We start from the raw sequence: 25,320 nt of genomic DNA, 5'->3' as shown, positions 1-25,320 counted from the left end.
CGATCTGATTGAATCGGATCGGCGCTCTAAAACAAAAAGGGCGCGAATAACGCGCCCTTTTTGTTGGATGTATTTGCTGCTCAATGCTCAATAAGCATATTCCAGAAAGATTGGATCGACCGATCCTGCCCAGACGCTGTTATATGCCTTCAGCATACGCTCAGCGTCTGTGACGCCAGCCGCAACAATTTCCTCGAGCGGTGCAAGGAAGTGCGTTTCGTCATGGCCTTCGCTGTTCAACTTGTTGCGGTTCAGAAGGCCGAGGCGGGAGATTTTCAAAGTTTCGCGAGCGATCTGTTCCAGCGGCTTGCCACGGAAGGTCGTGTTCAAAGCCTTGGCAGGAACTTCATTGCGAAGCGTGAGAACCTCTTCATAAGTCCAGTCCTTGGTCAGAAGCTCCGCGGCGGTCAGAGCCTCTTCGTCATAAAGCAACCCAACCCAATAGGCAGGGAGGGCACAGATGCGGCGCCACGGGCCACCGTCGGCACCACGCATCTCGAGGAAGCGTTTCAAACGTACTTCAGGGAAAAGGGTCGAAAGATGATTGGTCCAGTCGCCCATATTGGGAACCGGGTCGCTCACTTCGCCTTTCAATGCGCCATTCATGAACTGGCGGAAAGTGACATGTGTGCAATCGTGATAATGGCCGTCGCGCAGGATGAAGTACATCGGCACATCGAGCGCCCATTCGACATAGTCGGCAAAACTGAAGTTTTCCGAGAAGACAAAAGGCAGAACGCCTGAACGCTGGTTGTCGGTATCGCGCCAGATACTCGAGCGCCACGACAGAAGACGGTTCGGCTTGCCTTCGGTGAACGGAGAACTGGCAAAAAGTGCAGTGGCCACTGATTGCAGTTTCATCGAAACCTGCATCTTGCGACGCATGTCTCGTTCCGAGCTGAAGTCGAGATTAACCTGAATAGTCGACGTGCGATACATCATGTCCAGACCTTCATGCCCGACCTTCGGCATGTAGTTGGTCATGATCTTGTAGCGTGATTTCGGCATGACGGGTGTCTCTGCCAGGGTCCATTTCGGACTGCCGCCAACACCCAGAAAGCGAATGTCCAAAGGTTCTGCTATTTCACGGACCTGAGACAGATGCGCATTTACTTCACGACATGTCTGATGGATCGTGGAAAGTGGTGCTCCGGAAAGCTCGAACTGGCCGCCGGGCTCCAGCGAAATAGCGCCCTGTCCGGTCGGTTCCACCAGGCCGATGATATTGCCTTCGTCGATGATAGGCTCCCAGCCGAGCGTCCTCTGCATGCCTTCCAGAATGGCTTTGATACCGCGCGGTCCCTCGTAGGGAACTGGACTGTTGTCCGCTGTATAGAACGGAAATTTCTCATGCTCTGTACCGATGCGCCAGGCATCCTTGGGCTTGCACCCTTCAGCCAGATAATCTGCCAGTTGTTCAACGCCCGTCAGTGCCGTTTCATCAGTCGTATCGCGCGCCATGCAGTGTATCCCTAGTCGATTTTTCGCTTCTCAGCGTGATTGGACAAATTTGTCAAATCACGCAAGTCAATTCCATTGAACATCAAATTTCGAGAATGTCATCCTGCGTTCTGCCAGTCTCCCAGGACAGATTGTACCAGAGCCATTGCAGCGACCGCAGCCGTATCTGCACGCAGGATTCGCGGTCCGAGCGGAATGGCCGTCACGAATGGGAGTTTGCGAAGCGTTTGGCGTTCGTCCTCCGAAAACCCACCTTCCGGACCGATCAATAGTGCCGCAGGACCGGGCTTCAATGCCTGCAGGATGGTTAGCGGATCGTCCGATTCGTGTCCTTCGTCACAGAAAATCAGGCGCCGCGATGTGTCCCACTGCTCAATGAAGCGGTCGAAGCGGGTTGCCTCGCGACATTCGGGTATCGAAAGAACACCACACTGTTCCGCAGCTTCTATCGCATTGGCTCTGATCCGGTCAGCTCCGAGCTTTGGTACCTGAGTGTGCTGTGTGATGACTGGCTGTAGAATACCCGCACCCATCTCGACCGCTTTCTGGACCATATAGTCCAGTCGTCCCTGTTTTAGCGGGGCGAAGCAGTAGACGAGATCGCTCGGCAAGGGTTGCGGACGCGTCTGTTCGGAGGGCTCGAGGAGAAGCCGCTTTTTGCCTTCCGGCTTCAGTCGCGATTTCCATTCACCGTCACGTCCGTTGAAGGCGAGAATTTCGTCACCGTCCTTCAATCGCAGCACATGGGTGAGATAGTGCGCTGCCTGCGAGGCAACCTCTATCCGGCCCCCGGTTTGAAGGTCGTCTTCAATGTATAGTCTCTGCATTTTATAGTTTGCGCGCATGTCAGCATCGATGGCAGAGCGTAGGGGCGGCGGTCAAGCGCTTTGGCAACGTATCGTAAGACAATTAATTAGCATTCCTACACAAACAATTGATGAGGAATATCATGCCAGTTGCATTTAATTAGATTGTATCCATATAGGTATGAAGCTATCTATTTGAATGGAATTGATGTGATGAAACAAGCTTGGGTCGAATTCGCACCGCTTCTCGCGAGTACCGCCAGAGGATGGCGGAAAGCTTTCGATGCGGCGATGGCGGAACATGGTCTTTCCGACGCGAAAGCCATTCCGCTGATGACCCTGTTGCGGCACGGAGATCGTGTTCCACAAGGTGTACTGGCCGAACGGGTCGGTATCGAGGGAGCAACGATTGTCCGGGTTGTCGATGAGCTGGAAAAGGATGGCCTGATCCAGCGTGTTGCCGACGATGCTGATCGTCGCGTCAAGCTCATTCAACTGACAGAGGACGGCCGCGTTCTTGCCGCCAAGGTGGAAAAGTCTGCCGCCCGTCTTCGCGCTCTTTTCCTTGGAGATTTCGATTCCGATATGGTCGATGTCGCCATGGAAGTGTTGCGCAAGCTGAATGAGAAATTTCAAACATAGTCTTTCTGATCGGCCTTCTGACCGGAAAGATGCAATGCATTCAACCGGTGTCCCAACAAGCTATGACGAAGCCAGCCGAAACAACCCCGAAGTTCTGGGACGTAGTCTTTTCATTAAAGACTTTCGCGGCGGCCATGCTCGCCCTGTGGATTGGCCTGATGGCCAACCTGCCCAATCCTTATTGGTCAATCGCGGCGGTCTATATCGTTGCGCATCCGTTGTCAGGCGCGACGACATCAAAGGGTTTCTATCGTCTGATCGGTACGATTATCGGCGGCGCAGTGACCATTCTGTTCGTTCCGCATCTGGTCAATTCACCTGAAATTCTGACGCTGGCAATCGGCCTTTGGATGGGCCTCTGCCTTGCCATCAGCCTGCTTGATGGGACGCCGCGCAGTTATCTGTTCATGCTTGCCGGCTATACGGTGGCAATCGCGAGTTTTGCGGTTGTTTCCGTGCCTGAAACGACGTTTGACTATGCGGTTGGTCGCGTTGAAGAGATCGCGATCGGCATTATTTGCGCCGCCGTCGTCAATCGTCTTGTTTTTCCACGTCACAGCGGTCCGGTTCTCGTCAGTCGTATTGATAATTGGCTCCGCGACGGTTCAAAACTCGCGCTGGCGAGTATGCGAGGCGAGGGTGCCACACCAGAGTTTTTGCGAGATCGCCAGCGTCTTGCCGCCGATGCTCTTGAGTTGCGCAATCTGACCACGCACGTTGCCTATGATACCTCGTCTATCAGGAATGTCGGAACGCTGCTTCAGGTATTGCAACAGCGCATGGTGGCTGTTCTCCCGATCATATCAAGCTTGCACGATGTGCTGGCACTGAAGCCCGGTGAAAACGAAAGGTCCTGGCATCCGGCCGTCCAGAAGCTGTTGGACGAGGCCTGTGACTGGATCGAGGGTGGCGAAAACCTGACGGAAGAACGCCGTGCCGTTCTGTTGCAGTTGATCGGAGAGATCGATCGGCATGGAAGGGATGCGACAAGTTGGGGCGAATTGCTGCCTTTCAATGTGGCCGCACGCGTTCGCGACCTGGTTCAGATTTGGAGTGATTGCATTACGCTTCGTCAGGATATCGTGTCCGGTTCCCGGCATTCGCTGCGCTGGCGTCGTTATGATGCGCATCTGAAAAGCCGTCCAATGCACCGCGACTATGGCATGGCATTTTTGTCGGGATTTTCTGCTTTTCTGGCGACCTGTGTGGCAACCGCATTCTGGATTGCAACCGGCTGGGCGCAGGGAAGCGCTGCGGCCATGATGGCTGGCATCTTCTGCTGCATCTTTGCAACCATGGATGATCCGGTGCCTGTCATGCGCAAGTTCAACTGGCTGCTTTTGATCGTGATTGCTGCTGCTTTCATTTTCGAATTCGCGTTGCTGCCGCTTGTCGACGGCTTCTTTCCGCTGGTTCTGGTGCTGGGGCTTTTCCTCATTCCGGCGGGTTTGCTGCTCGCTATTCCTTCGCAGTTTCTGCTGGGCATGGTGCTCTGCGTGAATCTGCCGAACATGCTTATGCTGCAGGGGCATCTGACGCATGATTTTGTCAGCTTTGCCAATGCCAATCTGGCCACGGTTCTGGGCATTGTGATCGCTGCCGTGGTGACCTCGATTGTCCGATCGGTAGGTGCGGAATGGAGCGTGCGCCGCCTGATCAAGGCGGGTTGGAACGATATCGCGCTTGCTGCTGAACGCCGCCCGGGACGTCATCGCCGCCAGCGCATGAACCGTCTCTTGCTCCGCATGATAGATCGTATCGGTATGATGACGCCACGCCTGGCATTGATCCCAGCGGCTGATATGGCGAAAATCGATCTGTTGCGCGATTTGCGAAACGGGATGAACACGATCGATCTTCAGCAATATCGCTCCAAGTTGCCCGAAGACTGTCGGTTTGCTGTTGACCAGGTGCTGGATGGCGTTGGTGCACATTACCGTGCCTTGGCGAGCAAGCCTCACGAAACGGGCGAGATCGACAGAAACTTGCTCGCCTCTATCGATACGGCGATCACCATCATTATCGAGAGCGGATCACCAGCAATAGCCAAACGCACGAGGATGGCGCTGGTCGCCCTTCGCTTCAATCTTTTCCCTAAGGCAGCGCCTTTTGCCTTGCCGCCGCGTCCGTCGATGGCACTTCCGCAAGCAGCCTAAAAGAACAATGTGATTTGTGATGCAACCTGAACTCGACATCTACGGAATCTACATTCCGACCCTCGGCGTGCTGGCGCTCGGCGCTTATTTCGCAAACACGATAATGCAGCGCCTTCTGGCACGCATACGCTTCTATCGTTTCGTATGGCATCGGCCTTTGTTCGATGCTGCGATGTATTTTTGCATTCTCGGCGTTGCTGCCGTCATTCTCAATGGAATACCGTTATGAAAAAGCTCTTCGCCCATTCAGGCCGTGTCTTTGTAACCGTCGTCATGGTCACAATGGCGGGGCTTCTTGGCTGGCATTTATGGGACTACTATATGAATGCGCCCTGGACGCGTGATGGCAAGATTCGCGCGGATGTCGTGCGTGTTGCGCCGGACGTCTCGGGCCTTGTCGGCGAAGTGCTCGTCCATGATAATGAGACTGTTCATGAGGGCGAAGTAATCTTCCGTATTGATCAGGCCCGTTACAAACTTGCCCTGCAAACAGCGGACGCAAAGGTTGATAGCAGCAAGGCGGCGCTCGATATGGCCAACAGGGATCTGGTCCGCTATCGCCAACTCAACGACACCACGGTGACGCGCCAGAAACTGGAGCAGATCGAAACGACAGCCCAGCAGGCGGAGGCTTCCTATCGCCAGGCGCAACTGGATCGTGATCTTGCTGCACTCAATCTGGACCGATCAGCGGTAAAGGCGCCCGTCAACGGTGTTATTACTAACTTCTCACTTCAACCGGGTGACTATGTTTCAGCCGGTTCGGCAGTGACTGCTCTTGTTGATACGGACTCATTCTACGTCTCCGGCTATTTCGAAGAAAATAAGCTTGAACGTATCCAGATCGGTGATCCGGTAGTGGTTGATCTTATGGGCAGCAAAGTGAAGCTCAAGGGAAAGGTCGAAGGTATCGCCGGTGGGATTGAGGACCGCGAGCGCAGCGATTCTTCCAGCTTGCTTGCAAATGTTTCGCCGACCTTTAACTGGGTCCGTCTTGCGCAACGCGTGCCCGTTCGCGTGAAGCTTGAAGAGGTGCCTGACGGTGTTCATCTGGTTGCGGGCCGAACGGTCAGCGTTTCAGTGGTGAATTGATGTAAAGGCCCGGCTGTCGTCCGGGCCTTTTCCATGTTAGCAAAGATAAAAACGGTCGGGGGTTTATTATGAGCGTGCTGGTCGTTCAGAATTATGAGGGGTCTGGACTGGGGCAGATCGAACCCATTGTAACAAATGCGGGCTATTCTATTGATCTGCGTCATCCCTACGACGGTGATATACTGCCCGCCGATGATGATGGATACCGAGCCTTGATCGTTCTTGGCGGCGAGCAGAATGCGCTTGCCGATGCCGAGTTTCCCTATTTCCCCCGTTTACTCGAACTCATACGCAGGTTTGGCGGCAGAGATAAAGCCGTTCTCGGCATTTGTCTGGGTAGTCAGCTCATAGCTCGCGCTTACGGCGGCGAAAATATTCTGAACCGCCCGATGGAATTCGGCTGGCATGAAGTTCGACTTACCGAGGAAGGTAGAAGCGATCCGGTTTTGTCTGCAGCAGGCGATTCCTTTCCAATCTTTCACTGGCACCGAGATACGTTTTCGCTTCCAAAGAATGCTTTGCATATGGCGTTGAGCGATATGACGCCTCATCAGGCCTATCGCATCGGGCGTGCAGTCTATGGCACACAGTTCCATTTCGAAGCGGACACGCAACTCGTCGCCGAGTGGAACGGCCAGCTAAGCGAACTGATCTTGGGATTTGCACCGGATTGGGCAGTGCAGTTTCCTGAACTTGCAAAGAAATTCGGAACGCAGGCGGATGCTGCAGGCGCAGCAATTGCCAAGGCATGGATAAGCCAAGTCTAGAGGTTTTGTAATCCCTCCTTAACCTTAAGTCGAAGTCTCGCGTTGCTGCTTTGCCACAGCGTACAGGCAATTCGGCTTTTCCAGAAAAAAGCGGTGACCCCGTTGGAACCGTTCAGTTGCGGGTAACTTTTTTCGGGTGTAACTGAACGCCGTCTCCCTGGGCAGCGACCGAATGAGCAAGGCAGTTCGCCACGCTCCCGTGTGGCAGCTCGCCTACCGAACTTTATCCGGCCACCGTCGAAAGAGTTTCCGAATATGACCGCCAAGCATGCCGCTCTTCTCACCGTTCTGATGGTTTCCGCTATTGTATTTATGGCGGTCGGCATATTCACCGTCGACGCGGGCAACAACGCGATGTCGACCGACGGTTACGGCATTTCCAGCGCCCATTAAAAATCATTTGGTTTCAATAAACCGCTTTTCCGTGCCGTCGATCACGATGGCCGAAAGCTGACCGCTTTTCCATGCATATGTATCGAGATTAACCCTGTTGGGCTGAATGTCGATAGCGCTTTGTGGCGTATGCCCGTGGACGATGACCTTTTCGAAAGGTTCAATCCATTTGAGGAAAGCTGTGCGGATCCAGATGAGTTCTTCAGGGTCTTGTGCATCAAGTGGCATTGCAGGGTTGATGCCTGCGTGACAGAAGAAGAAATCGCCAAAAGCGACCGAGCGCGGCATGGCGCGAATGAAGTCGATGTGGTCTTGCGGGACGGCGCGGACAAGCGCGGCATAACCTCGGCGGGCCGAATCCGAGTCAGCAAAATCAATGTCTGCGCCGTAGGAACGAGCTGTGTCGACACCGCCATGCAGTGCGAATACGCCTGCTACGTCACCAGTTGCGAGATAGGTAAGAAAGCCGTCATCGTGATTGCCAAGCAGAGAAATGATGCGCTGATCCCGACGCGACGCATCAATCAGGAAATCCAGCACGTCCTTTGAGTTCGGGCCGCGATCAATATAGTCGCCAAGATGAATGATACGCCAGTCGTGAACGGGGCGGTGATCAAGGTCAGCACGGATGAGCCCATGCATATCCTGCAGCAAGTCGAGACGGCCATGGACGTCCCCAATGGCATAAAGGCGGATACCGTCCGGCCCTCCTGCATCCTTGAAAACTACGCTCATTTGCCGTCATCTTCCTTTGAATTTTTATCTGTCTTCGGGCCAACCCGCTGCCGATAGCGTAGACGCGAGACACGTTCGCGTTCTTCGTGAAGCTCGCGATCGTGCGTTGCCTGTTCCACGAAACGAATGTGCTTTTGGACAGCTTCGCGTGCAGCCTGCGGGTTGCCGGCCATGACGGCATCGTAAATGGCGCGATGCTGCGACAGGAACATGTCAGCGACGCCGGGATAGCTATAGATGAGGCTGCGGTTATAAAACACGCCGTCTTTCAATAGCTGGTAGCAGGAGCGCAATGTATGCAGCAGCACGATGTTGTGAGCCGCTTCGCCGACTGCATTGTGCAATTCAACATCAAGACGCGCCTCGGTGTCGAAGTCACTGACGCCGTGAGCTTTTTCCATAGCATCCATGATTTCGGTCAAAAGCGCCTTATCGGCTGGCGTGGCCCGAAGGGCGGCATATTCCGCCGCAATGCTTTCGATTTCGCGGCGGTATTCAAGATAATCAGCAGTTGCCTTGCGGTGATCGGCAAAAAGCCTCACCACAGGGGCGCTGAATACCTGCCCGATGACATCTGCAACGAATGTACCCCCACCGTGACGGGAGATCAGCAGTTCTGCGTTCTCAAGTCTCTTGAGCGCGTCGCGCAATATCGGGCGGGAAATATCGAACTGGCGCGCCAGTTCGCGCTCGCCGGGAAGCCGGTCGCCTCCGCGCAGAACGCCTTCCAGGATAAGCGTTTCGATCTGGTGCACGACGTCGTCTGCCGTGCGGCTTGCCTGTATGCGGGAAAAAATCGTTTCGGCCATGCCGTCTGAAGCCCTCTCCATAACGGCGGCAAAGTAGCCTTTAGCCCGATGCCCGGCAACGGAATATATTGGAAATGAAAGCCCGGTCGATGATGCAACCGGGCTTCCTGAACATATTCTTGAAAAATGATCAGGTTTTTTTGCGCCTGCGTGTTGCAACGAGCACGAAAAGCCCAGCGACGACGCCGTACATTGCCCATTTGAACGGGAGTGCGTCAGCGGTTTCGCTACGGATCGGAAGCACAGTCACCGTGCCGGGACGGCTTTCGACGCCCGACTTGCCTTCAGCTTTGGCCTGCTCGATCTGCTGTGGGGACACGACCCATTCGGCACCGCGCGATTTGTCATAAAACATGAAGCCGCAGCCGACGATGAGGGCAACGATGATTGCTAGAATGAAGCGTACAGGTGTGTTCATCATTTTTCCTAGGAAATCAGGACAACAGGAAGGATGCCATCCGATTCGCTTGAATGGTGGATTGTGAGAAAACTAAGCGTTTTGGAATCAAATGCTTAGTCAGCTTTATATGTTATGTCGCTAATATAAAACGCGCTGCTTATTAACCGACGAACGAAAGCCAGTCTATTTTCTTGCTACTTCCTGTGGAGATGCGCCGCTCTCCCAATAAGGAACCGGGCCATAGAGATCGGCCAGATAGTCTATAAACAGTCGGACTTTTGCCGGGAGGAATTGTTTTGACGGATAGACGGCATGAATTGCCACGTTGCGGGAGGCAGCGTAATCGGGCAGCACCTGTACCAGCTTGCCTGCAGCCAGTTCCGGGCCGATATCCCATGTGGAGCGTTGCGCGATGCCGAGGCCTGCCAGTACTGCTTCGCGCACCATTTCGCTGGAATTGGTTTGCAGCGGACCTGCCGGGCGTATGACAATTGGGCCCTTTGGCCCTTCCAGTCGCCAGGGGTCGTTGTTGTGCGGGGCTAGACAGATGTGATCCTGTAAATCCTCAATCGTCTGTGGTGTGCCGCGTTCTGCGATATAGCCGGGGGAAGCAACGAGGATACGACGCACAGGCGCAAGACGGCGCGCCACGAGGGTTGAATCTGAAAGTTCTGCAATACGGATAGCAAGATCATAACCGTCGCCGACAATGTCGACCATCTCGTCGGTAAGTTGCATATTGACGGTGAGATCGGCGTTAGCGCGCATGAATGGCACGAGATAGGGTGCAATATGCATCCGTCCGAAGGTCGTCGGAGCTGAAATTTTCAATGTGCCGCGCGCATCGGCCGAACGGCGGGCGACAAAGGCTTCCGCTTCTTCGATGTTGGAGAGAATGGCCAGAACTCGCTCATGATAACCGTGACCTGCCTCGGTAAGCGCGATCTGGCGGGTTGTGCGTTGCATCAGTCGGGTTCCGAGGCGCTCTTCAAGCCGCCCGAGGCGTTTTGAAACGACCGCAGGCGAAAGACCCAGATCGCGAGCGGCTGCCGACATGCTGCCCGTTGCCACGACGCGGGCAAAGATTTCCATATCTGCCAGGCTGCTCATCATGTTCTGTTATCTCACTCCCTGCCGTGCTTTTGCTAAAGCGTTGGGTTTTAAAGCATCTAGCCGAGCGCTGGGAAACTAGGCAAGCAATTATGCCGCAGCGTGGAAACTGTTTAACTGCCGACTAGAGTGGTAAAAATGATTTACCACTTGACGAAAATGATCCGGAGTGCACTTTGACGACATAAGTGGTGGAGGATAAAAATGAGCGGTCTCATCATGCCAGAGCCGGACGCGTCCGTTATGCAGCGACGTGAGCAGATCGTTGCTGATCTGCGCGGCATCGTGCCAGGCGAGGGCGTGGTCGATACAGTCAACGCAATGCGGGTGTTCGAGAGCGACGGTCTGACGGCGCACAGCTCACTGCCTCTGGTGGTCGTGCTGCCGGAAACGGTCGATCAGGTCTCCAAGGTTCTGCGCTATTGTTACGACAACGGCATTCGTGTCGTGCCGCGCGGTGCGGGCACATCGCTGTCCGGCGGCTCCATGCCGTTGCAGGATGCGGTGCTGCTTGGCATGTCCCGCTTCAACCGTATTCTCGAAATCGACTATCCAAACCGCGTTGCCGTGGTGCAGCCGGGCGTGACCAATCTCGGCATTACCAAAGCCGTCGAGCATGAGGGCTTTTATTATGCGCCCGATCCGTCGTCGCAGATTGCCTGCTCCATCGGCGGCAACGTGGCGGAAAACGCCGGTGGCGTGCATTGCCTCAAATACGGACTGACGGCGAATAATGTGCTTGGCATCGAAATGGTGCTGATTACCGGCGAGGTGTTGCGCCTCGGTGGCAAGCATCTCGATAGCGAGGGCTATGACCTCCTGGGGTTGATGACCGGCTCGGAGGGTCTGCTTGGCGTCGTGACGGAAATCACGGTGCGTATCCTGCAAAAGCCTGAAACGGCGCGCGCAGTCATGGTTGGCTTTCCATCCAGCGAACAGGCCGGCCAGTGCGTGGCGGATATTATCGGCGCAGGCATTATCCCCGGCGGCATGGAGATGATGGACCGGCCAGCCATCAAAGCGGCGGAGGATTTTGTGCGCGTTGGCTATCCGCTCGATGTGGAAGCGCTGTTGATCGTCGAACTCGACGGCCCGCCGGTGGAGGTTGATCACCTGATCGGTCGGGTCGAAGCACTGGCACTGCAAAACGGTTCCACCACCTGTATCCTGTCGCAATCGGAAGAACAGCGTCTGGCTTTCTGGGCCGGGCGCAAGGCGGCTTTCCCGGCGGTGGGGCGCATTTCGCCCGACTATCTTTGTATGGACGGCACCATTCCGCGCAAAGAGCTGCCGCGTGTTCTGTCGGGGATGCGTGAACTTTCGGAAAAGTACGGGCTGCGCGTCGCCAATGTGTTCCACGCAGGCGATGGCAATCTGCATCCGCTCATTCTTTATGATGCGAATATTCCGGGCGAATTGGAGGCGGCTGAAGATTTTGGCGCCGATATTTTGCGTCTTTGCGTAAAGGTTGGCGGGGTTCTCACCGGCGAGCACGGCGTCGGCATTGAAAAGCGCGATCTGATGCCGGAAATGTTCAACGACATCGATCTCGACCAGCAGATGCGCGTCAAATGTGCCTTCGATGCCAAGCATCTGCTCAACCCCGGCAAGGTCTTTCCGCAATTGCGCCGCTGCGCCGAGCTTGGCCGCATGCATGTGCATCGCGGCGAACTGGCGTTCCCGGATCTTCCCCGTTTCTAATCTGTGGTTACGATTATGAGTGATACAATTATCTTTAAGCCGCAGGATGAAGCAGGTGTTCTGGAGGTCGTGCAGGATGCGCTGGCCCGTTCCACCTCGCTTGAAATCATCGGCCATGGTTCCAAGCGCGGCATCGGACACAAGGTCGATGCGGGCCACGTGCTGGACGTATCTGCGCTGTCGGGCGTGACATTGTATGAGCCGGATGAGCTGGTACTTTCGGCAAAGGCCGGAACGCCGATGGTCGAGATCGAAAAGCTTCTGGCTGACAACAATCAGTGTTTTCACTTCGAACCAATGGATTACGGTCTGTTGCTGTCTGGCGAAGGTGGTCGCGGCACTATTGGTGGCGCGCTTGCTGCCAATTTGTCCGGTCCACGCCGTCTCAAGGCGGGCGCTGCGCGTGACCATGTGCTCGGCGTGCGCGTTGTGTCTGGGCGCGGCGAATTGTTCAAATCCGGTGGTCGCGTGGTCAAGAACGTGACGGGTTATGACCTGTCCAAGGGCATGGCCAATTCCTGGGGCACGCTGGGCGTTGCCACCGAAGTAACGTTCAAGGTTCTGCCGAAGCCGGAAACGGCGGCGACGCTTGTCGTGCGCGGGTTGACTGACGAACAGGCGGCGCGCGTCATGGCCATGGCCATGGGATCACGCGAGGAAGTTGCATCGGCAGCGCATTTGCCGCCGACAGTTGCCAATCGCTTCCTGGACGGGAAGCTTGGCTGGGAAGCGGCGACCGTGTTGCGGCTCGAGGGCTTTGCGCCTTCTGTCGAACATCGCAGCCGCCAATTGCAGGCGTTGCTCCGCCAATCCGGCGCGGTGGAAGCATTGGACGGGTCGCAATCGCATCAGCTCTGGCGCGAAGTGCGTGATGTGTTGCCTTATGCCAATGCGGGCGACAATCGCGCCGTCTGGCGTGTGTCGATGACGCCGATGCAAGGCTGGCAGATGGTGGACGAGTTCCGTCGTCATGCGGGCGTGGATGCCTATTACGACTGGCAGGGCGGCCTGATCTGGATGCGGATGGAGGCCGATCCGGAAGCGCAAATCTTGCGCAAGCTGATCGCCAGACATGGCGGCGGTCATGCGACGCTGGTGCGCGCGCCGGAGGCAATCCGCGCTGGTATCGATGTGTTCGAACCGCAGCCGGCAGCCCTTGCGGCCTTGTCGCAGCGGTTGAAGCAGCAATTCGATCCGGAAAACATTCTCAATCCGGGCCGCATGCATTCCCATCAGGTTGGAGCGTGACACGATGCAAACTCATTTCAGCCCCGATCAGCTGCGTGATCCTGGTGTTCAGGAATCGGAAAAAATCCTGCGCAAATGCGTGCATTGCGGCTTCTGTACGGCCACATGCCCGACCTATGTGACGCTGGGCAATGAACTCGACAGCCCGCGCGGGCGCATTTATCTGATCAAGGACATGCTGGAAAACGGCCGTCCTGCGGATGAGGAAGTCGTGCGCCATGTCGATCGCTGCCTGTCGTGCCTGTCTTGCATGACGACCTGTCCTTCGGGCGTCAACTACATGCATCTGGTCGATCATGCCCGCGCCCATATCGAGAAAACCTACAAGCGTCCGTTCATGAACCGCGTCCTGCGCGGAGTTCTGGCACAGGTGCTGCCCTATCCGGGCCGCTTCCGCGCAGCGCTGAAACTGGCGAAGCTCGGCAAGCCGTTCGCGCCACTGTTGCGCAAGAGCGATGCCCTGAAACCCATGGCGGCTATGCTGGATCTCGCGCCGCAAAACCTGCCAACGGCAGTTCCCATCGAAACTGTCAGCGCCGCCAAGGGTGAAAAGCGCGGTCGCGTGGCAATCCTCAACGGCTGCGCGCAGCCTGTGCTCAATCCGGGTATCAATGCCGCCACCTTGCGCCTTTTGAACCGCTTCGGCATCGAAGTGGTGACACCGAAGGGCGAAGGCTGTTGCGGTTCGCTGGTTCACCATATGGGCCGCGAGGAGCAGGCGCTTGAACAGGCGCGGCACAATGTCGATGTCTGGACGCGCGAGATTGAAGCGGGCGGTCTCGATGCGATCATTGTCACGGCGTCCGGCTGCGGCACGACGATCAAGGATTATGGTTATATGCTGCGGCTCGATCCGGCCTATCAGGACAAGGCTGCGCGGGTTTCGGCGCTGGCCAAGGATATCACCGAATATCTCGCTGGCATCGATCTGCCGGACCCCGATGTGCCACTGGCGCTAACAGTTGCCTATCACTCGGCCTGCTCGATGCAGCACGGGCAGAAAATTGTGCGACAGCCGAAAGACCTGCTCTCGAAGGCGGGCTTTACGGTGAAGGAACCGCTGGAAGGGCATCTATGCTGTGGATCGGCTGGCACCTATAACATCATGCAGCCGGAGATAGCCGCCAAGCTGCGTGACCGCAAGGTGAAGAATATCGAGGCAACGGGCGCCGCCCTTATTGCAACCGGCAATATCGGCTGCATGACCCAGATCGCCACTGGCAGCAAATTGCCGATTGTCCACACGGTGGAGCTGATCGATTGGGCCTATGGCGGGCCGAAGCCGCAAGGACTGTCGCAAATCGCGGCCTGAAAATAGAAAAGCCGGGCAATTGCCCGGCTTCTACATTCATGCATTTTGGCATGCGTCTTGGTTCAACCTGCCGAGAACGTCGCCGGGTTCGGGCCGATGCGACCGTCGGTCTTGTCCAGCTTGGTGATGGCATCGTGATCGGTGCCATTGAGGCTGAAATCGAAGACCTCAAAATTTTCCTTGATCCGGGCAGGCGTGACCGATTTTGGAATGACGATATTGCCGGTCTCGATATGCCAGCGCAAGATAACCTGTGCGACGGACTTGCCGTGCTTTTCGGCAATGGCCTTCAGCTTCTCGTTTTCCAGAATCTTGCCTTGTCCTAGCGGGCTCCAGGCTTCCGTGGCGATATCGTGTTTGCTGTGGAACAGACGCAACTCGTCCTGCTGGAACTGCGGATGCAGCTCGATCTGGTTGAGAACCGGCGTGACGCCGCTGTCGTTGATAACGCGCTCAAGATCGGCGGTGCGGAAATTCGATACGCCGATGGATCTCACGAGGCCATCTTCCTTCAGCTTGACGAAGGCGCGCCAGGTTTCCATGAACAGGTCTTTTGACGGCATAGGCCAGTGGATCAGATAAAGATCTACATAGTCCGTGCCGAGCTTTTTCAGGCTGGCGTCGAACGCTTTCAGCGTCGATTCATAGCCTTGTTCGCTGTTCCAGAGTTTTGTCGTCAGGAAGATGTCGCCGCGCGCAATGCCTGAACTGTTGATGGCTTTGCCTGTGCCTTCTTCATTGCCATAGATGGCGGCAGTGTCGATGTGCCGGTAGCCCGCTTTCAGCGCTTCGCTGACGGCTGTAACCGCTTCATCATTGCCAACCTGCCAGACACCGTAACCGAGCTGCGGAATATGGTTGCCGTCGTTCAGTTTAACCGTCGGTACGGTCATGATTTATCCTTTCCCTCCGAAGCATTCTGTGCAAGGGCGACCCGTGGTGCACAAAAATGCTATTAACCTGCGTGCCGGTTCCTTCTCCGGCGCGAACTGCCATCCGGCAGCCCTTCTCATCTCTCTTTGGACTTTGCCATGGTCAGCATATGGGTGTTCGGGGGAAAAGGAAAAGCCCTTTCAACTATGTTTGTAAGTCTGCAATCATTCTTTCTGTGCAGAAATTTTGATCTTTTCAGATTTGTAAAAACAAAACGACCGCCTGTGGAAGAAGACGGTCGCAAATATCACGGAACGATGGTTGGTTTAGCGGACAACTACTTTTGCACCAACCGGAACACGCTCATAAAGATCGGTGACGTCCTCATTGCGCATGCGGATGCAGCCCGAAGACATCGCCTTGCCGATGGTCCATGGCTGGTTGGTGCCGTGAATGCGGTAAAGCGTGGAGCCGAGATAAAGGGCGCGCGCGCCGAGCGGATTATTGACGCCGCCATCCATGCGCGCAGGCAGGATGCGACCCTTGCGGCGCTCGCGGGCAATCATTTCCTTCGGCGGTGTCCAGGTTGGCCATTCGGCCTTGCGGCTGATGCGCTGTGAACCTTTCCAGCTGAAACCCTGCTTGCCGACGCCAACACCGTAACGCATGGCCCTGCCATCGGATTGCACGAGATAGAGAAAGCGCTTGCCGGTATCGATGACGATGGTGCCGGGCTTTTCCTTGCCGGAGTAAGAAACGCTCTGCGGCAGATAGATCGGGTCGATCTGGCGCTTGGTCGGCACTGCGGCCGGGTTTTGTGCCGGGCGCTGGTAGGAAACCTGACGATAGTTCGACTTCTGCTTCTGGCGCTGCTTGACCGTCGTGCGGCGCACGGGCTGCTGGACGGTGCCATCCGGCATCTGGCGCATGCAGGCAGGCTGGCCGTGCAGTTGAGCAACCCAGGGCGCGGACAGGTCGGGGCTGACGGCGACTGGCGGCAAGGTCGCATAACGTTCATTGGCGAAAGCCATGCCGGTACTGACGACGGAAACGGCAATCGCCGCAAGCGATCCGATCAAAAGAAGATGACGTGGTTTCATGGTCCAGATCCGTCTCTCTTTGCGCCATCATCCCGGTTGTTTGACCAGTTTGGGTCCGTTGGCGCGGTTGCCTGGCTGCGCTTCCTGACATGCACTGTCAGGAGAACAGCATTCAATTTCATGACGGGATTGTGCGCCCCAATGGAATCGTAAAGGTAAATTTCGGTCGCGTGTTCTGCCTGCCTGAAGCTCTAAGTAGAGTTGTGGTTAGCGTCAGGTTGCGTCACATGTTTAATGATCGATGAAGCTTTGCGCATGTCCCCGAAAAGTGGGAAACAGTTTTCGGATAGCGTCATGAGCAGGAAAATGGAGGCGGGAAAATGAGTGATGTTGCCGAGGTCAAGACAGGTTTGATCGTCAGCGAAGATGGCAAGACCCGTTGCTTCTGGCCGGGCGTCTTGCCGGATTACCTCGCCTATCACGACAATGAATGGGGCGTGCCGGTCTCCAATGATCACCGGCTGTTCGAGAAGATATGCCTTGAAGGTTTCCAGTCAGGCCTGTCCTGGCTCACCATCTTGCGCAAGCGCGAGAATTTCCGCGCCGCTTTCGATGGCTTCGATTTCCGCCGCGTTGCACACTATGACGCAAAAGACGTGGAACGCCTGCTCGCCGACAAGGGTATCGTGCGCCATCGCGGCAAGATCGAATCGACCATCAACAATGCAAACCGCGCTATTGAACTGGTCGCGGAAAAAGGCTCGCTCGCGGCCTATTTCTGGTCGTTCGAGCCGGGCGCGGCGGACCGCCCTGCCGTGGTCGATTATCCGACGCTGGTAGCCAATCCGAAAACCGATACGTCCATCCGCATCTCCAAGGATTTGAAGAAGCGCGGCTGGTCCTTCGTCGGGCCGACAACGGTTTATGCCTTCATGCAGGCCATGGGGCTGGTCAACGACCATATCGAAGGCTGCCATTGCCGCGCCCATATCGAAAAACTGCGGCTGTCATTCAAGCGACCCCAATAAGCGAAGCCCAATAAACCGGAGATTGATAACCGGCGATCTTTCTGCGAAAAGCAGTATTCATTCGGAGGAACAGCCATGGATTTGACGTCGCTCATTGCTTTCGCGGGTATCCTGGTCGTAGCCGCTGGCACGCCGGGGCCGAATGTCGGCGCGCTGGTGGCGCGCGTCATCAGCCGTGGGCACAAGGGCGTCTTTCCATTCATGTTTGGCCTCTGGCTCGGCGACGCCATATGGCTGTCGCTTGCCGTCTGGGGCCTGTCGGCGCTCGCCAACAGCTTCCACACTGCCTTTCTGGTGCTGAAATATGCTGGCGTGGCCTATCTGATCTATCTGTCCTGGAAAATGTGGACCGCGCCGGCGGCCGAAGAAGCGGATGAAAACGCCATTCCGCGCGAGGGCGAAGGGCGGAAGCTTTTCCTCAGCGCACTTGCCGTCACGCTCGGCAATCCGAAGATCATGGTCTTCTACATCGCCATTTTGCCGACGGTCGTGAATATCACCCATGTCTCGCTGGTTGGTTGGGCAGAACTGCTAGCTGTCATGTTTGTCGTTCTGGCGGCGGTAGACACCGCATGGGTGGTGCTGGCCGCGCAGGCCCGGCGCGTTTTGCGCAGTCCGCGCATGATGCGCATCGCCAATCGAACCAGCGCTGGCGTGATGGCGGGCGCCGCCGTCGCCATTGCCGCACGCTGAACACGCTTCCTGCACTTGCCGCAACGGGCTTGATCGGTTAGGAAACCGGCAACGGGTTTGCTGCCGGTTTTTTCCGGCATGTATTGTATATATTTAGCGATCAGGCAGGAAAAATGGCCGATAAAGCGGACAAGATGAAGGCGCGGCTGCCGCGCGGGTTTGTCGATCGGGTTCCGGACGACTTGCGCGCCGCCGAAAAAATGATGGCGACCATCCGCGAAGTCTATGACCTCTATGGCTTTGAGCCGGTGGAAACGCCGCTGGTGGAATATACCGACGCGCTTGGAAAGTTCCTGCCGGATCAGGACCGTCCGAATGAAGGCGTGTTTTCCTTTCAGGACGACGATGAGCAGTGGCTGTCGCTGCGCTATGATCTGACCGCGCCGCTGGCGCGTTATGTGGCCGAAAATTTCGAGCAGTTGCCGAAGCCTTATCGCAGCTATCGCAATGGCTGGGTGTTCCGCAACGAGAAGCCGGGCCCGGGCCGCTTCCGTCAGTTCATGCAGTTCGACGCCGACACGGTCGGTGCGCCGAACGTCTCCGCCGATGCCGAAATGTGCATGATGATGGCCGACACGCTGGAGCGTCTCGGCATTCGTCGCGGCGATTACGCGATCCGCGTCAACAACCGCAAGGTTCTGGACGGCGTGCTGGATGCGATCGGCCTTGAAGGCGAGGGCAATGCCGCCAAGCGCCTGAACGTACTACGGGCCATCGACAAGCTCGACAAGTTCGGCCCGGAGGGCGTGCGCCTTCTGCTCGGCAAGGGTCGCCTCGACGAAAGCGGCGACTTTACCAAGGGCGCTGAACTGGCCGATGCTGCAATTGAAAAAGTGCTGGCCTTCACCGCCGCTGGCGGTGCGACGGGTGCCGATACGATTGCCAATCTTCGCGCTGTCGTTGCGGGCAACGCCAAGGGCGAGGAAGGTGTCACCGAACTCTCCGACATGCAGGCGCTGTTCTCGGCAGGCGGCTATGACGGCCGCGTGAAGATCGACCCGTCCGTGGTGCGCGGTCTTGAATATTACACCGGCCCGGTTTTCGAAGCCGAGCTTCTGTTCGACGTGACCAATGAAGACGGCCAGAAGGTCGTGTTCGGTTCGGTTGGCGGCGGCGGTCGTTATGACGGCCTCGTGTCGCGTTTCCGTGGCGAGCCGGTTCCGGCGACGGGCTTCTCCATCGGCGTTTCGCGCCTGATGACGGCGCTGAAAAACCTCGGCAAGCTGGACGTATCCGATGTCGTCGGCCCGGTTGTCGTGCTGGTGATGGACAAGGACACGGAAAGCCTCGGTCGCTATCAGAAGATGGTCTCCGATCTGCGCCAGCAGGGCATCCGCGCTGAAATGTATGTCGGCGGTTCCGGCATGAAGGCGCAGATGAAATATGCCGACCGTCGCGATGCGCCATGCGTGATCATTCAGGGTTCGCAGGAGCGCGAAGCCGGTGAAGTGCAGATCAAAGATCTGGTCGAGGGCAAGCGCCTTTCCGCCGAGATCGAGGACAATGTGACCTGGCGCGAGAGCCGTCCGGCGCAGATCACCGTCAAGGAAGACGGTCTGGTCGAAGCGGTTCGGGAAATTCTCAGCAGTCAGGCGCAGGACCGCGCTCAAGCCGCAAAGTGATCGGAACCATGGCCGCAACGCGCACATCGCCGGTTTTCAACGCGCTTCGCACTGAGCTTGATGCGCGCGATGCCGATCTGGTGGAAATACCGCTGATCCAGCCTGCCGATCCATTTTTGGATATGGCTGGCGAAGATTTGCGCCGTCGTATTTTCCTCACCGAAAATGAAAATGGCGACAGCCTGTGCCTGCGACCGGAATTCACGATTCCAGTCTGCCGCAACCATATTGCGCTCAATGCGGCCACGCCGAAGCGTTACGCCTATCTTGGCGAAGTGTTCCGCCAGCGTCGTGATGGCGCGGCTGAGTTTCTTCAGGCAGGCATCGAGGATTTGGGTGCTGCCGATGAGGCGGCTTCGGATGCACGCTCGATTGCCGATGCGCTGTCCTGCGTTCGCTCTGTCGTTCCGCAAGCCAAGCTCGAAATCGTGCTGGGCGACCAGTCGGTTTTCGCAGGCATGCTCAAGGCGCTGGGTCTCCCGCAGGGCTGGCGCAAGAAGCTGCTGCGTTCCTTCGGTGATGCGCATTCCATGCAACTGGCTCTGGCTGAACTGACGGGCGACAAGCTGCGCGATTCCCTGCCGGAAACGCTGGCCGTTCTCGTTGCCGAAGGTGACGAAACCGGCCTTGCGCGCACGCTGGAAACCGAAATGCTGGAAGCTGGCATATCGCCGGGCGCTGGCCGTTCGCCTGCGGAAATCGCCCGTCGCCTGATCGAAAAGGAAGATCTGGCCGCGACACGGTTCCCCGCTTCGGCGCTCGATCTGCTCAAGCAGTTTCTGGAAACCCATGTCACGCTCGATTCCGCAGCGGTGACCTTGCGCGCCTTCGCATCCGAAAACGCGCTCGATCTTGGCGCTGTGCTTCAGAAATTCGAAGCTCGTGCCGAAGCGATTGCTGCGGCTGGCATCAAGACCAGCGATATTGTCTATGACGCATCGTTCGGGCGTCCGCTCGATTATTATACCGGCCTTGTCTATGAAATCCGCGCCGCTGGCGTGGAAAAGGATGCGGTTCTGGCAGGCGGTGGCCGTTACGATCGGCTTTTGACCATGCTCGGTGCTTCCGAAAACATTCCCGGCGTCGGCTTCTCCATCTGGCTGGACCGGCTGCAAGTGCTGGCGGGAGCAACGAAATGAGCGTCACACTGGCATTGCCGTCCAAGGGTCGGCTGAAGGAACAGACGCTCGCCGTTCTCGAAAAGGCCGGATACAAAGTGATCCTGCCGGACGACGACCGTAATTATCGCGCGCGCGTCGAAGGTGAAGACGATCTCGATATTCTGTTTCTTTCGGCTTCCGAAATTGCGCGCGAACTGGGCTATGGCAGCGTTGATATGGGCGTCACGGGGGAAGACCTCGTGCGCGAAACACTGGCCCATGCCGATGAGCGTGTGGCCATCGAGGCGGAACTGGGTTTCGGTCACGCCGATGTGGTTGTGGCCGTGCCGGAAGTCTGGCGTGATGTAACCAGCATGGCCGATCTTGACGACGTGGCTGCCGATTTCCGCCAGCGTCATGGTCGCCGCCTGCGCATCGCCACCAAATATTGGCGTCTGACGCAGCAGTTCTTCTCGCAAAAACACGGCATTCAGGTTTACCGCATCGTGGAAAGTCTCGGTGCGACCGAGGGCGCTCCGGCGGCAGGTTCTGCTGATATGATTGTCGATATCACCTCGACGGGGTCAACCTTGCGCGCCAACCGGCTCAAGGTGCTGGAAGACGGCATCATCCTGCGCTCGCAGGCGTGCCTTGTTTCGGCGCGCCGCAGCCACGTGAACCCGCGTGTTGCAGAAGTTGCGACACGCATCCGTAAGGGATTGGACGGGTAGATAATTTCGAGTTTTGTCTTATGCTGTTGCGGAATAGGATTTCATAATCAAAATTCGGGACAGTATGGATGAATGGTGCGCGCAGATTGAATGGCCGTTGTGCGTGTGAAGCAGTTCGCTTCACCGTATCAGATGAATTCGAATATGCTCTGAATTGCCATTGTTCGTTGTGCCGCCGGTCCACGGGCAGCGCTTTCAAGGCCTTCGGTGGAGTAAGAACGAATGCATTGGACGAGACGCAGGATAAAGCGTCTCTCATGCTCGTTGGCAACGAGACCGATCACGACGTGCGATGCGCCTTTTGTGGTTCTTATCTGTATTCAATTGTTCGCGACGGCGAATATGTACATGTCAATTTCGGTGCGCTGGCTGATGAGCCAGGTCTGAAGCCGTCTGCACATATTTTTGTTGGCTCGAAAGCGGCATGGTATGACATTTTGGATGATCTTCCTCAGTTCGAAGAGCATCCTGCCTTATGAGTGCATTGACGGCAAAACCTAGAAAAGAAAAAACCGCGCCATAAGAATGGCGCGGTTTCTTTATGTGCCATTGATACTGCTCGATCAGCCGCGCTTGGCGTCAATCGAAAGCGAACCCGCGCCGTGCAGGGCGAGGATGAAGAGACCACCGGCAATTGCGAGGTTTTTCTGGGCCATCATGGCATTCATGCCTTGCGAGAAGTCCATATGGGCAACAAGTGTTGCGCCAATGGTGAAGAGACCGACAATGGCCGCAGCAATGCGGGTCTGAAAGCCAACGAGAATTGCAAGGCCGCCGACAAATTCTACCAGACCGACGATAACAGCCGTAACGATTGGAACCGGAAGGCCGATTCCGGCGAAATAACCTGCGGTACCCGAAATGGCGGTCAGCTTGCCGTAGCCGGCGATGATAAAGAGAATCGAAAGAAAGATGCGGGCGATGAGCGTTACAGCGCCGTTGGACTGTGGAGTGATAGAGGACATGCGGGGCTATCTCCTGTTGAACTGAGGCATCAATTAACGATTGCTGACTGTCAAGGAAAGCCGTCTAATCCTCGACAGTTTGTTTACAGTATGAATACCAATTCATTCTGGTGCAATCATTCTCTCCGCTCGCACCAGCCGTTCATAGTCTTCTTCCGACACCAGTCCACTTGCCAAGGCTTCTTCGCGCAAGGTGGTTCCGTTCTTGTGAGCAGTCTTGGCAATCTTGGCTGCATTGTCATAACCGATAGCCGGGGCCAGCGCGGTCACGAGCATCAGCGAGCGATCCAGCAGTTCCTTGATGCGGCTCAAGTTAGGTTCGATGCCCTCTACACAATGATCGGCAAATGACACCATGGCGTCGCTGAGAATGCGGATCGATTGCAGGACATTGTATGCGATTACCGGTTTGAACACATTCAGTTCGAAATGGCCCTGGCTTGCGGCAACCGTTACTGTCGTCTGGTTGCCGAATACCTGCGTTGCCACCATGGTCATTGCTTCGGCCTGGGTCGGATTGACCTTGCCCGGCATGATGGAGGACCCTGGTTCGTTTTCAGGCAATGACAGTTCGCCGAGCCCGGAACGCGGGCCGGAGCCGAGGAAGCGGATGTCATTCGCGATCTTGAAAAGGTCTGCCGCCAGGGCATTCAGGCTACCATGGAAGTTGAGAATAGCACCGTGGCTGGCAAGAGCTTCGAATTTGTTGGGCGCGGTTTTGAAAGTGAGGCCTGTAATCTCGCTTACGGCTTCGGCAAAGCCCGTATCGAAGCCAAGCGGCGCATTCAGACCCGTACCGACGGCGGTGCCGCCCTGTGCGAGCAGAAAGACGTCTGCGAGTGACTGTTCGATGCGAAGACGCGCATATTCCAAGGCGGCGCGATAACCGGAGAATTCCTGTCCAAGAGTAACCGGCGTTGCGTCCTGTGTATGGGTACGACCGATCTTGATAATGTCCTTGAATGATTCTTCCTTGGCCATGAGCGCCTTGGTCAGGTGCTCCAATGCTGGATAAAGGCGATTAACCGCTTCAACCGCCGTGGCAATGTGGATTGCCGTTGGGAAACTGTCATTGGACGACTGGCTCATATTGACGTGGTCGTTCGGATGAACCGGCTTCTTGGAACCTTTCTCGCCGCCAAGCAGTTCGATCGCACGATTGGAAATCACTTCATTGGCGTTCATGTTCGACTGTGTTCCCGAACCAGTTTGCCAGACGACCAACGGGAAATGATCGTCGAGTTTACCCTCGATGACTTCGGATGCCGCAACTGCGACGACCTGGCCCAGAACCGGGTCGAGCTTGCCAAGTGCTATATTGGTTTCCGCTGCCGCACGCTTAACGACACCTAATGCGTGAACTAACGGCAGCGGCATGCGCTCGCCGCCGATCTTGAAATTTTGCAGAGAGCGTTGTGTCTGCGCGCCCCAATAACGGTCTGCGGGAACATCGATCGGTCCGAAAGTATCTGTTTCGGTACGCGTAGCAGTCATTTCAGTTCTCCGGCTAACTTGGACTCGGAACCGAGCCTTTCAGATTGAATATAGCACCGCCAAAGCCTTGGCGGGCCAATGTTTCTCTGTGAAACATTTAGTATGCAATCATTTGATAAAATATGATTGAAAAAGTCAATTTTTGTTGACCGGGATTTCCCGGTCACGCATCGTCTTCTTCGTCGCCGTCATCCGTCTCGGAAATCCAGGCGGTAGGTTCTATTTTGCGCTGGGTTTTGCTGTCGGTGAAAGTCCACCAGCCAGTATCGGTTTCGTCCCATTGCCCGCCGCCAGCCTGCAACTGAGCAAGCGTTCGATACTGTGCGATAGACTCGTTGCGCTGATCGTCTTCATCGGTCCAGACGACCGTTATCTTGCGACCATCTTTCGGGGCTGTGGCGATGGGAAGTTCCTTGGGCATATGACTATCCGTTCCATTATGACTGAGGATAATCATAGGGCAGGCAATGCTGGCGGCAAGCCGGAATTCTAGCGCTCCGGCTTGCTCTACGCGTTGCTTATACGGCGCGAGCAGACTTAAGTGCCTTGCCCCACCAGATTAGCTGATCCAGCATATTCTTGGCAGCTTCAGCCAGATGAGGGAGATCGTCGAGCGTATTCTCGCCTTTAACAACAGCGAGATAATCAGGAAAAAGGATATGGACGCCGGTTTTGACCGACATCGAAGACATTTCGACTGCAATCATTCGCAACTGCTCAACAGCGCGAGCGCCGCCGACGCCACCATAGCCGACAAATCCCATTGGCTTCTGAATCCAGTCACCATAGTCGATGGCGTTCTTCAGAACGGCAGTAGGAGCGTGGTTATATTCAGCTGCAGTCAGAATGTAGGCATCGAATTCGCGCAGCTTTGTTTTCCATTTGTCGGCGGTTTCGGCTTGAGCGGTCGTGGTCGAGGTGTCGCCATAAAAGCTCATCGGATAGTCGGCGAGATCGAGAATCTCCACATTCAATTCCGGCCGTTCAGCAACCAGTTTCGCAATCCATTGCGCGGGAACAGGAGCAAAACGCTGTTCGCGTGTGCTGCCGACAATAACGGCGACTTTGAGCTTAGACATTGATAGCACCTTTATTCGAGTGGTAACCGTTGGAAACCGACGCTATATAAGTGACCTATTCAC

At 56.2% G+C, this 25,320-nt stretch carries 27 protein-coding genes; 15 read left to right on the top strand and 12 right to left on the bottom strand.

Annotated elements, in window-relative coordinates; genetic code table 11:
• Window positions 1–87: 87 nt before the first annotated feature.
• Window positions 88–1,461, bottom strand: a complete 1,374-nt coding sequence (locus tag CQZ93_RS22765; RefSeq protein ID WP_105544798.1) for a glutamate--cysteine ligase — start codon at window positions 1,459–1,461, stop codon at window positions 88–90.
• Between the two features lie 98 nt (window positions 1,462–1,559).
• Window positions 1,560–2,306 (bottom strand): 16S rRNA (uracil(1498)-N(3))-methyltransferase, encoded by a 747-nt coding sequence (locus CQZ93_RS22760; RefSeq protein ID WP_105544797.1) that lies wholly within the window; start codon window positions 2,304–2,306, stop codon window positions 1,560–1,562.
• Window positions 2,307–2,480: 174 nt separating this feature from the next.
• Between CQZ93_RS22760 and CQZ93_RS22755 the strand changes: the two genes are divergently transcribed.
• From CQZ93_RS22755 to CQZ93_RS26720, 6 genes are all read left to right on the top strand, one after another.
• Window positions 2,481–2,909, top strand: coding sequence for a MarR family winged helix-turn-helix transcriptional regulator (locus CQZ93_RS22755; protein WP_105544796.1), 429 nt, complete (start codon window positions 2,481–2,483; stop codon window positions 2,907–2,909).
• A 62-nt stretch (window positions 2,910–2,971) separates the two neighbouring features.
• A complete protein-coding gene (locus CQZ93_RS22750) occupies window positions 2,972–5,065 on the top strand; it encodes an FUSC family protein (protein ID WP_105544795.1) in 2,094 nt (697 codons plus the stop codon).
• A 19-nt stretch (window positions 5,066–5,084) separates the two neighbouring features.
• A complete protein-coding gene (locus tag CQZ93_RS22745; protein WP_105544794.1) occupies window positions 5,085–5,294 on the top strand; it encodes a DUF1656 domain-containing protein in 210 nt (69 codons plus the stop codon).
• Window positions 5,291–6,157 (top strand): efflux RND transporter periplasmic adaptor subunit, encoded by an 867-nt coding sequence (locus CQZ93_RS22740; protein ID WP_105544793.1) that lies wholly within the window; start codon window positions 5,291–5,293, stop codon window positions 6,155–6,157. Before CQZ93_RS22745 ends, CQZ93_RS22740 begins: the two co-directional genes overlap by 4 nt.
• Before the next feature lie 68 nt (window positions 6,158–6,225).
• The gene (locus tag CQZ93_RS22735) at window positions 6,226–6,924 is read left to right on the top strand and encodes a type 1 glutamine amidotransferase (RefSeq protein WP_105544792.1); all 699 of its coding nucleotides are present in this window, start codon (window positions 6,226–6,228) and stop codon (window positions 6,922–6,924) included.
• 255 nt (window positions 6,925–7,179) lie between these two features.
• Window positions 7,180–7,317, top strand: a complete 138-nt coding sequence (locus CQZ93_RS26720; protein WP_010660970.1) for a hypothetical protein — start codon at window positions 7,180–7,182, stop codon at window positions 7,315–7,317.
• A 3-nt stretch (window positions 7,318–7,320) separates the two neighbouring features.
• On the opposite strand, the gene CQZ93_RS22730 is transcribed toward CQZ93_RS26720, so the two are convergent.
• The 4 genes from CQZ93_RS22730 to CQZ93_RS22715 all read right to left on the bottom strand — a co-directional run bounded on the left by CQZ93_RS22730 (window position 7,321) and on the right by CQZ93_RS22715 (window position 10,374).
• Window positions 7,321–8,052, bottom strand: a complete 732-nt coding sequence (locus CQZ93_RS22730; protein WP_105544791.1) for a metallophosphoesterase — start codon at window positions 8,050–8,052, stop codon at window positions 7,321–7,323.
• Complete coding sequence (locus CQZ93_RS22725) at window positions 8,049–8,861, bottom strand: FCD domain-containing protein (RefSeq protein ID WP_105544790.1); 813 nt, start codon at window positions 8,859–8,861, stop codon at window positions 8,049–8,051. Before CQZ93_RS22725 ends, CQZ93_RS22730 begins: the two co-directional genes overlap by 4 nt.
• A 130-nt stretch (window positions 8,862–8,991) precedes the next feature.
• Window positions 8,992–9,279, bottom strand: a complete 288-nt coding sequence (locus tag CQZ93_RS22720) for a hypothetical protein (protein WP_105544789.1) — start codon at window positions 9,277–9,279, stop codon at window positions 8,992–8,994.
• Window positions 9,280–9,444: 165 nt separating this feature from the next.
• Complete coding sequence (locus CQZ93_RS22715; protein WP_105544788.1) at window positions 9,445–10,374, bottom strand: LysR family transcriptional regulator; 930 nt, start codon at window positions 10,372–10,374, stop codon at window positions 9,445–9,447.
• 201 nt (window positions 10,375–10,575) lie between these two features.
• Here CQZ93_RS22715 and CQZ93_RS22710 point away from each other — a divergent pair, with 201 nt between their 5' ends.
• From CQZ93_RS22710 to glcF, 3 genes are read left to right on the top strand one after another with little or no spacing between them, the layout of a single operon-like run.
• Window positions 10,576–12,072 carry an FAD-linked oxidase C-terminal domain-containing protein gene (locus CQZ93_RS22710; protein ID WP_105544787.1) on the top strand — a complete coding sequence of 499 codons (1,497 nt, stop codon included), beginning with the start codon at window positions 10,576–10,578 and terminating at the stop codon, window positions 12,070–12,072.
• A 15-nt stretch (window positions 12,073–12,087) separates the two neighbouring features.
• Window positions 12,088–13,320, top strand: coding sequence for a glycolate oxidase subunit GlcE (glcE, locus tag CQZ93_RS22705; protein ID WP_105544786.1), 1,233 nt, complete (start codon window positions 12,088–12,090; stop codon window positions 13,318–13,320).
• Between the two features lie 4 nt (window positions 13,321–13,324).
• Window positions 13,325–14,632, top strand: coding sequence for a glycolate oxidase subunit GlcF (gene glcF, locus CQZ93_RS22700; RefSeq protein WP_105544785.1), 1,308 nt, complete (start codon window positions 13,325–13,327; stop codon window positions 14,630–14,632).
• Window positions 14,633–14,694: 62 nt separating this feature from the next.
• Here glcF and CQZ93_RS22695 read toward each other — a convergent pair whose 3' ends face one another.
• Together CQZ93_RS22695 and CQZ93_RS22685 are read right to left on the bottom strand one after the other, a co-directional pair.
• Window positions 14,695–15,525, bottom strand: coding sequence for an aldo/keto reductase (locus tag CQZ93_RS22695; protein ID WP_105544784.1), 831 nt, complete (start codon window positions 15,523–15,525; stop codon window positions 14,695–14,697).
• A 306-nt stretch (window positions 15,526–15,831) separates the two neighbouring features.
• Window positions 15,832–16,605: a L,D-transpeptidase gene (locus CQZ93_RS22685; protein WP_105544783.1), complete on the bottom strand. Its 774-nt coding sequence runs from the start codon at window positions 16,603–16,605 to the stop codon at window positions 15,832–15,834.
• A 320-nt stretch (window positions 16,606–16,925) separates the two neighbouring features.
• Here CQZ93_RS22685 and CQZ93_RS22680 point away from each other — a divergent pair, with 320 nt between their 5' ends.
• The 6 genes from CQZ93_RS22680 to CQZ93_RS22655 all read left to right on the top strand — a co-directional run bounded on the left by CQZ93_RS22680 (window position 16,926) and on the right by CQZ93_RS22655 (window position 22,198).
• Window positions 16,926–17,573, top strand: coding sequence for a DNA-3-methyladenine glycosylase I (locus CQZ93_RS22680; RefSeq protein WP_105544782.1), 648 nt, complete (start codon window positions 16,926–16,928; stop codon window positions 17,571–17,573).
• Window positions 17,574–17,648: 75 nt separating this feature from the next.
• Window positions 17,649–18,266, top strand: coding sequence for a LysE family translocator (locus tag CQZ93_RS22675; RefSeq protein ID WP_105544781.1), 618 nt, complete (start codon window positions 17,649–17,651; stop codon window positions 18,264–18,266).
• A 113-nt stretch (window positions 18,267–18,379) separates the two neighbouring features.
• On the top strand, window positions 18,380–19,888 hold the full coding sequence (hisS, locus tag CQZ93_RS22670; RefSeq protein ID WP_105544780.1) for a histidine--tRNA ligase: 1,509 nt from the start codon (window positions 18,380–18,382) through the stop codon (window positions 19,886–19,888).
• 8 nt (window positions 19,889–19,896) lie between these two features.
• Window positions 19,897–21,027, top strand: coding sequence for an ATP phosphoribosyltransferase regulatory subunit (locus tag CQZ93_RS22665; RefSeq protein ID WP_105544779.1), 1,131 nt, complete (start codon window positions 19,897–19,899; stop codon window positions 21,025–21,027).
• A complete protein-coding gene (gene hisG / locus CQZ93_RS22660; protein WP_105544778.1) occupies window positions 21,024–21,719 on the top strand; it encodes an ATP phosphoribosyltransferase in 696 nt (231 codons plus the stop codon). The genes CQZ93_RS22665 and hisG overlap by 4 nt, the downstream gene beginning before the upstream one ends.
• 68 nt (window positions 21,720–21,787) lie before the next feature.
• Entirely contained in the window at window positions 21,788–22,198 is a 411-nt protein-coding gene (locus CQZ93_RS22655) for a GFA family protein (protein ID WP_105544777.1), read from the top strand.
• A gap of 84 nt (window positions 22,199–22,282) precedes the next feature.
• On the opposite strand, the gene CQZ93_RS22650 is transcribed toward CQZ93_RS22655, so the two are convergent.
• The 4 genes from CQZ93_RS22650 to CQZ93_RS22635 form a co-directional block, all read right to left on the bottom strand.
• On the bottom strand, window positions 22,283–22,684 hold the full coding sequence (locus CQZ93_RS22650) for a DoxX family protein (protein ID WP_105544776.1): 402 nt from the start codon (window positions 22,682–22,684) through the stop codon (window positions 22,283–22,285).
• A gap of 102 nt (window positions 22,685–22,786) precedes the next feature.
• On the bottom strand, window positions 22,787–24,178 hold the full coding sequence (gene fumC, locus CQZ93_RS22645) for a class II fumarate hydratase (RefSeq protein ID WP_105544775.1): 1,392 nt from the start codon (window positions 24,176–24,178) through the stop codon (window positions 22,787–22,789).
• A 163-nt stretch (window positions 24,179–24,341) separates the two neighbouring features.
• Window positions 24,342–24,599, bottom strand: a complete 258-nt coding sequence (locus CQZ93_RS22640; RefSeq protein ID WP_105544774.1) for a hypothetical protein — start codon at window positions 24,597–24,599, stop codon at window positions 24,342–24,344.
• Window positions 24,600–24,696: 97 nt separating this feature from the next.
• Complete coding sequence (locus CQZ93_RS22635; RefSeq protein WP_105544773.1) at window positions 24,697–25,257, bottom strand: NADPH-dependent FMN reductase; 561 nt, start codon at window positions 25,255–25,257, stop codon at window positions 24,697–24,699.
• Between the last annotated feature and the right edge of the window lie 63 nt (window positions 25,258–25,320).

Origin of the sequence: Ochrobactrum vermis, from assembly GCF_002975205.1 — a bacterium.
In the GTDB taxonomy this organism is placed as follows: Bacteria; Pseudomonadota; Alphaproteobacteria; order Rhizobiales; family Rhizobiaceae; genus Brucella; species Brucella vermis.
The sequence above is the reverse complement of the archived record's forward strand: the minus strand, read 5'-3'. Positions and strand labels throughout refer to the sequence as shown.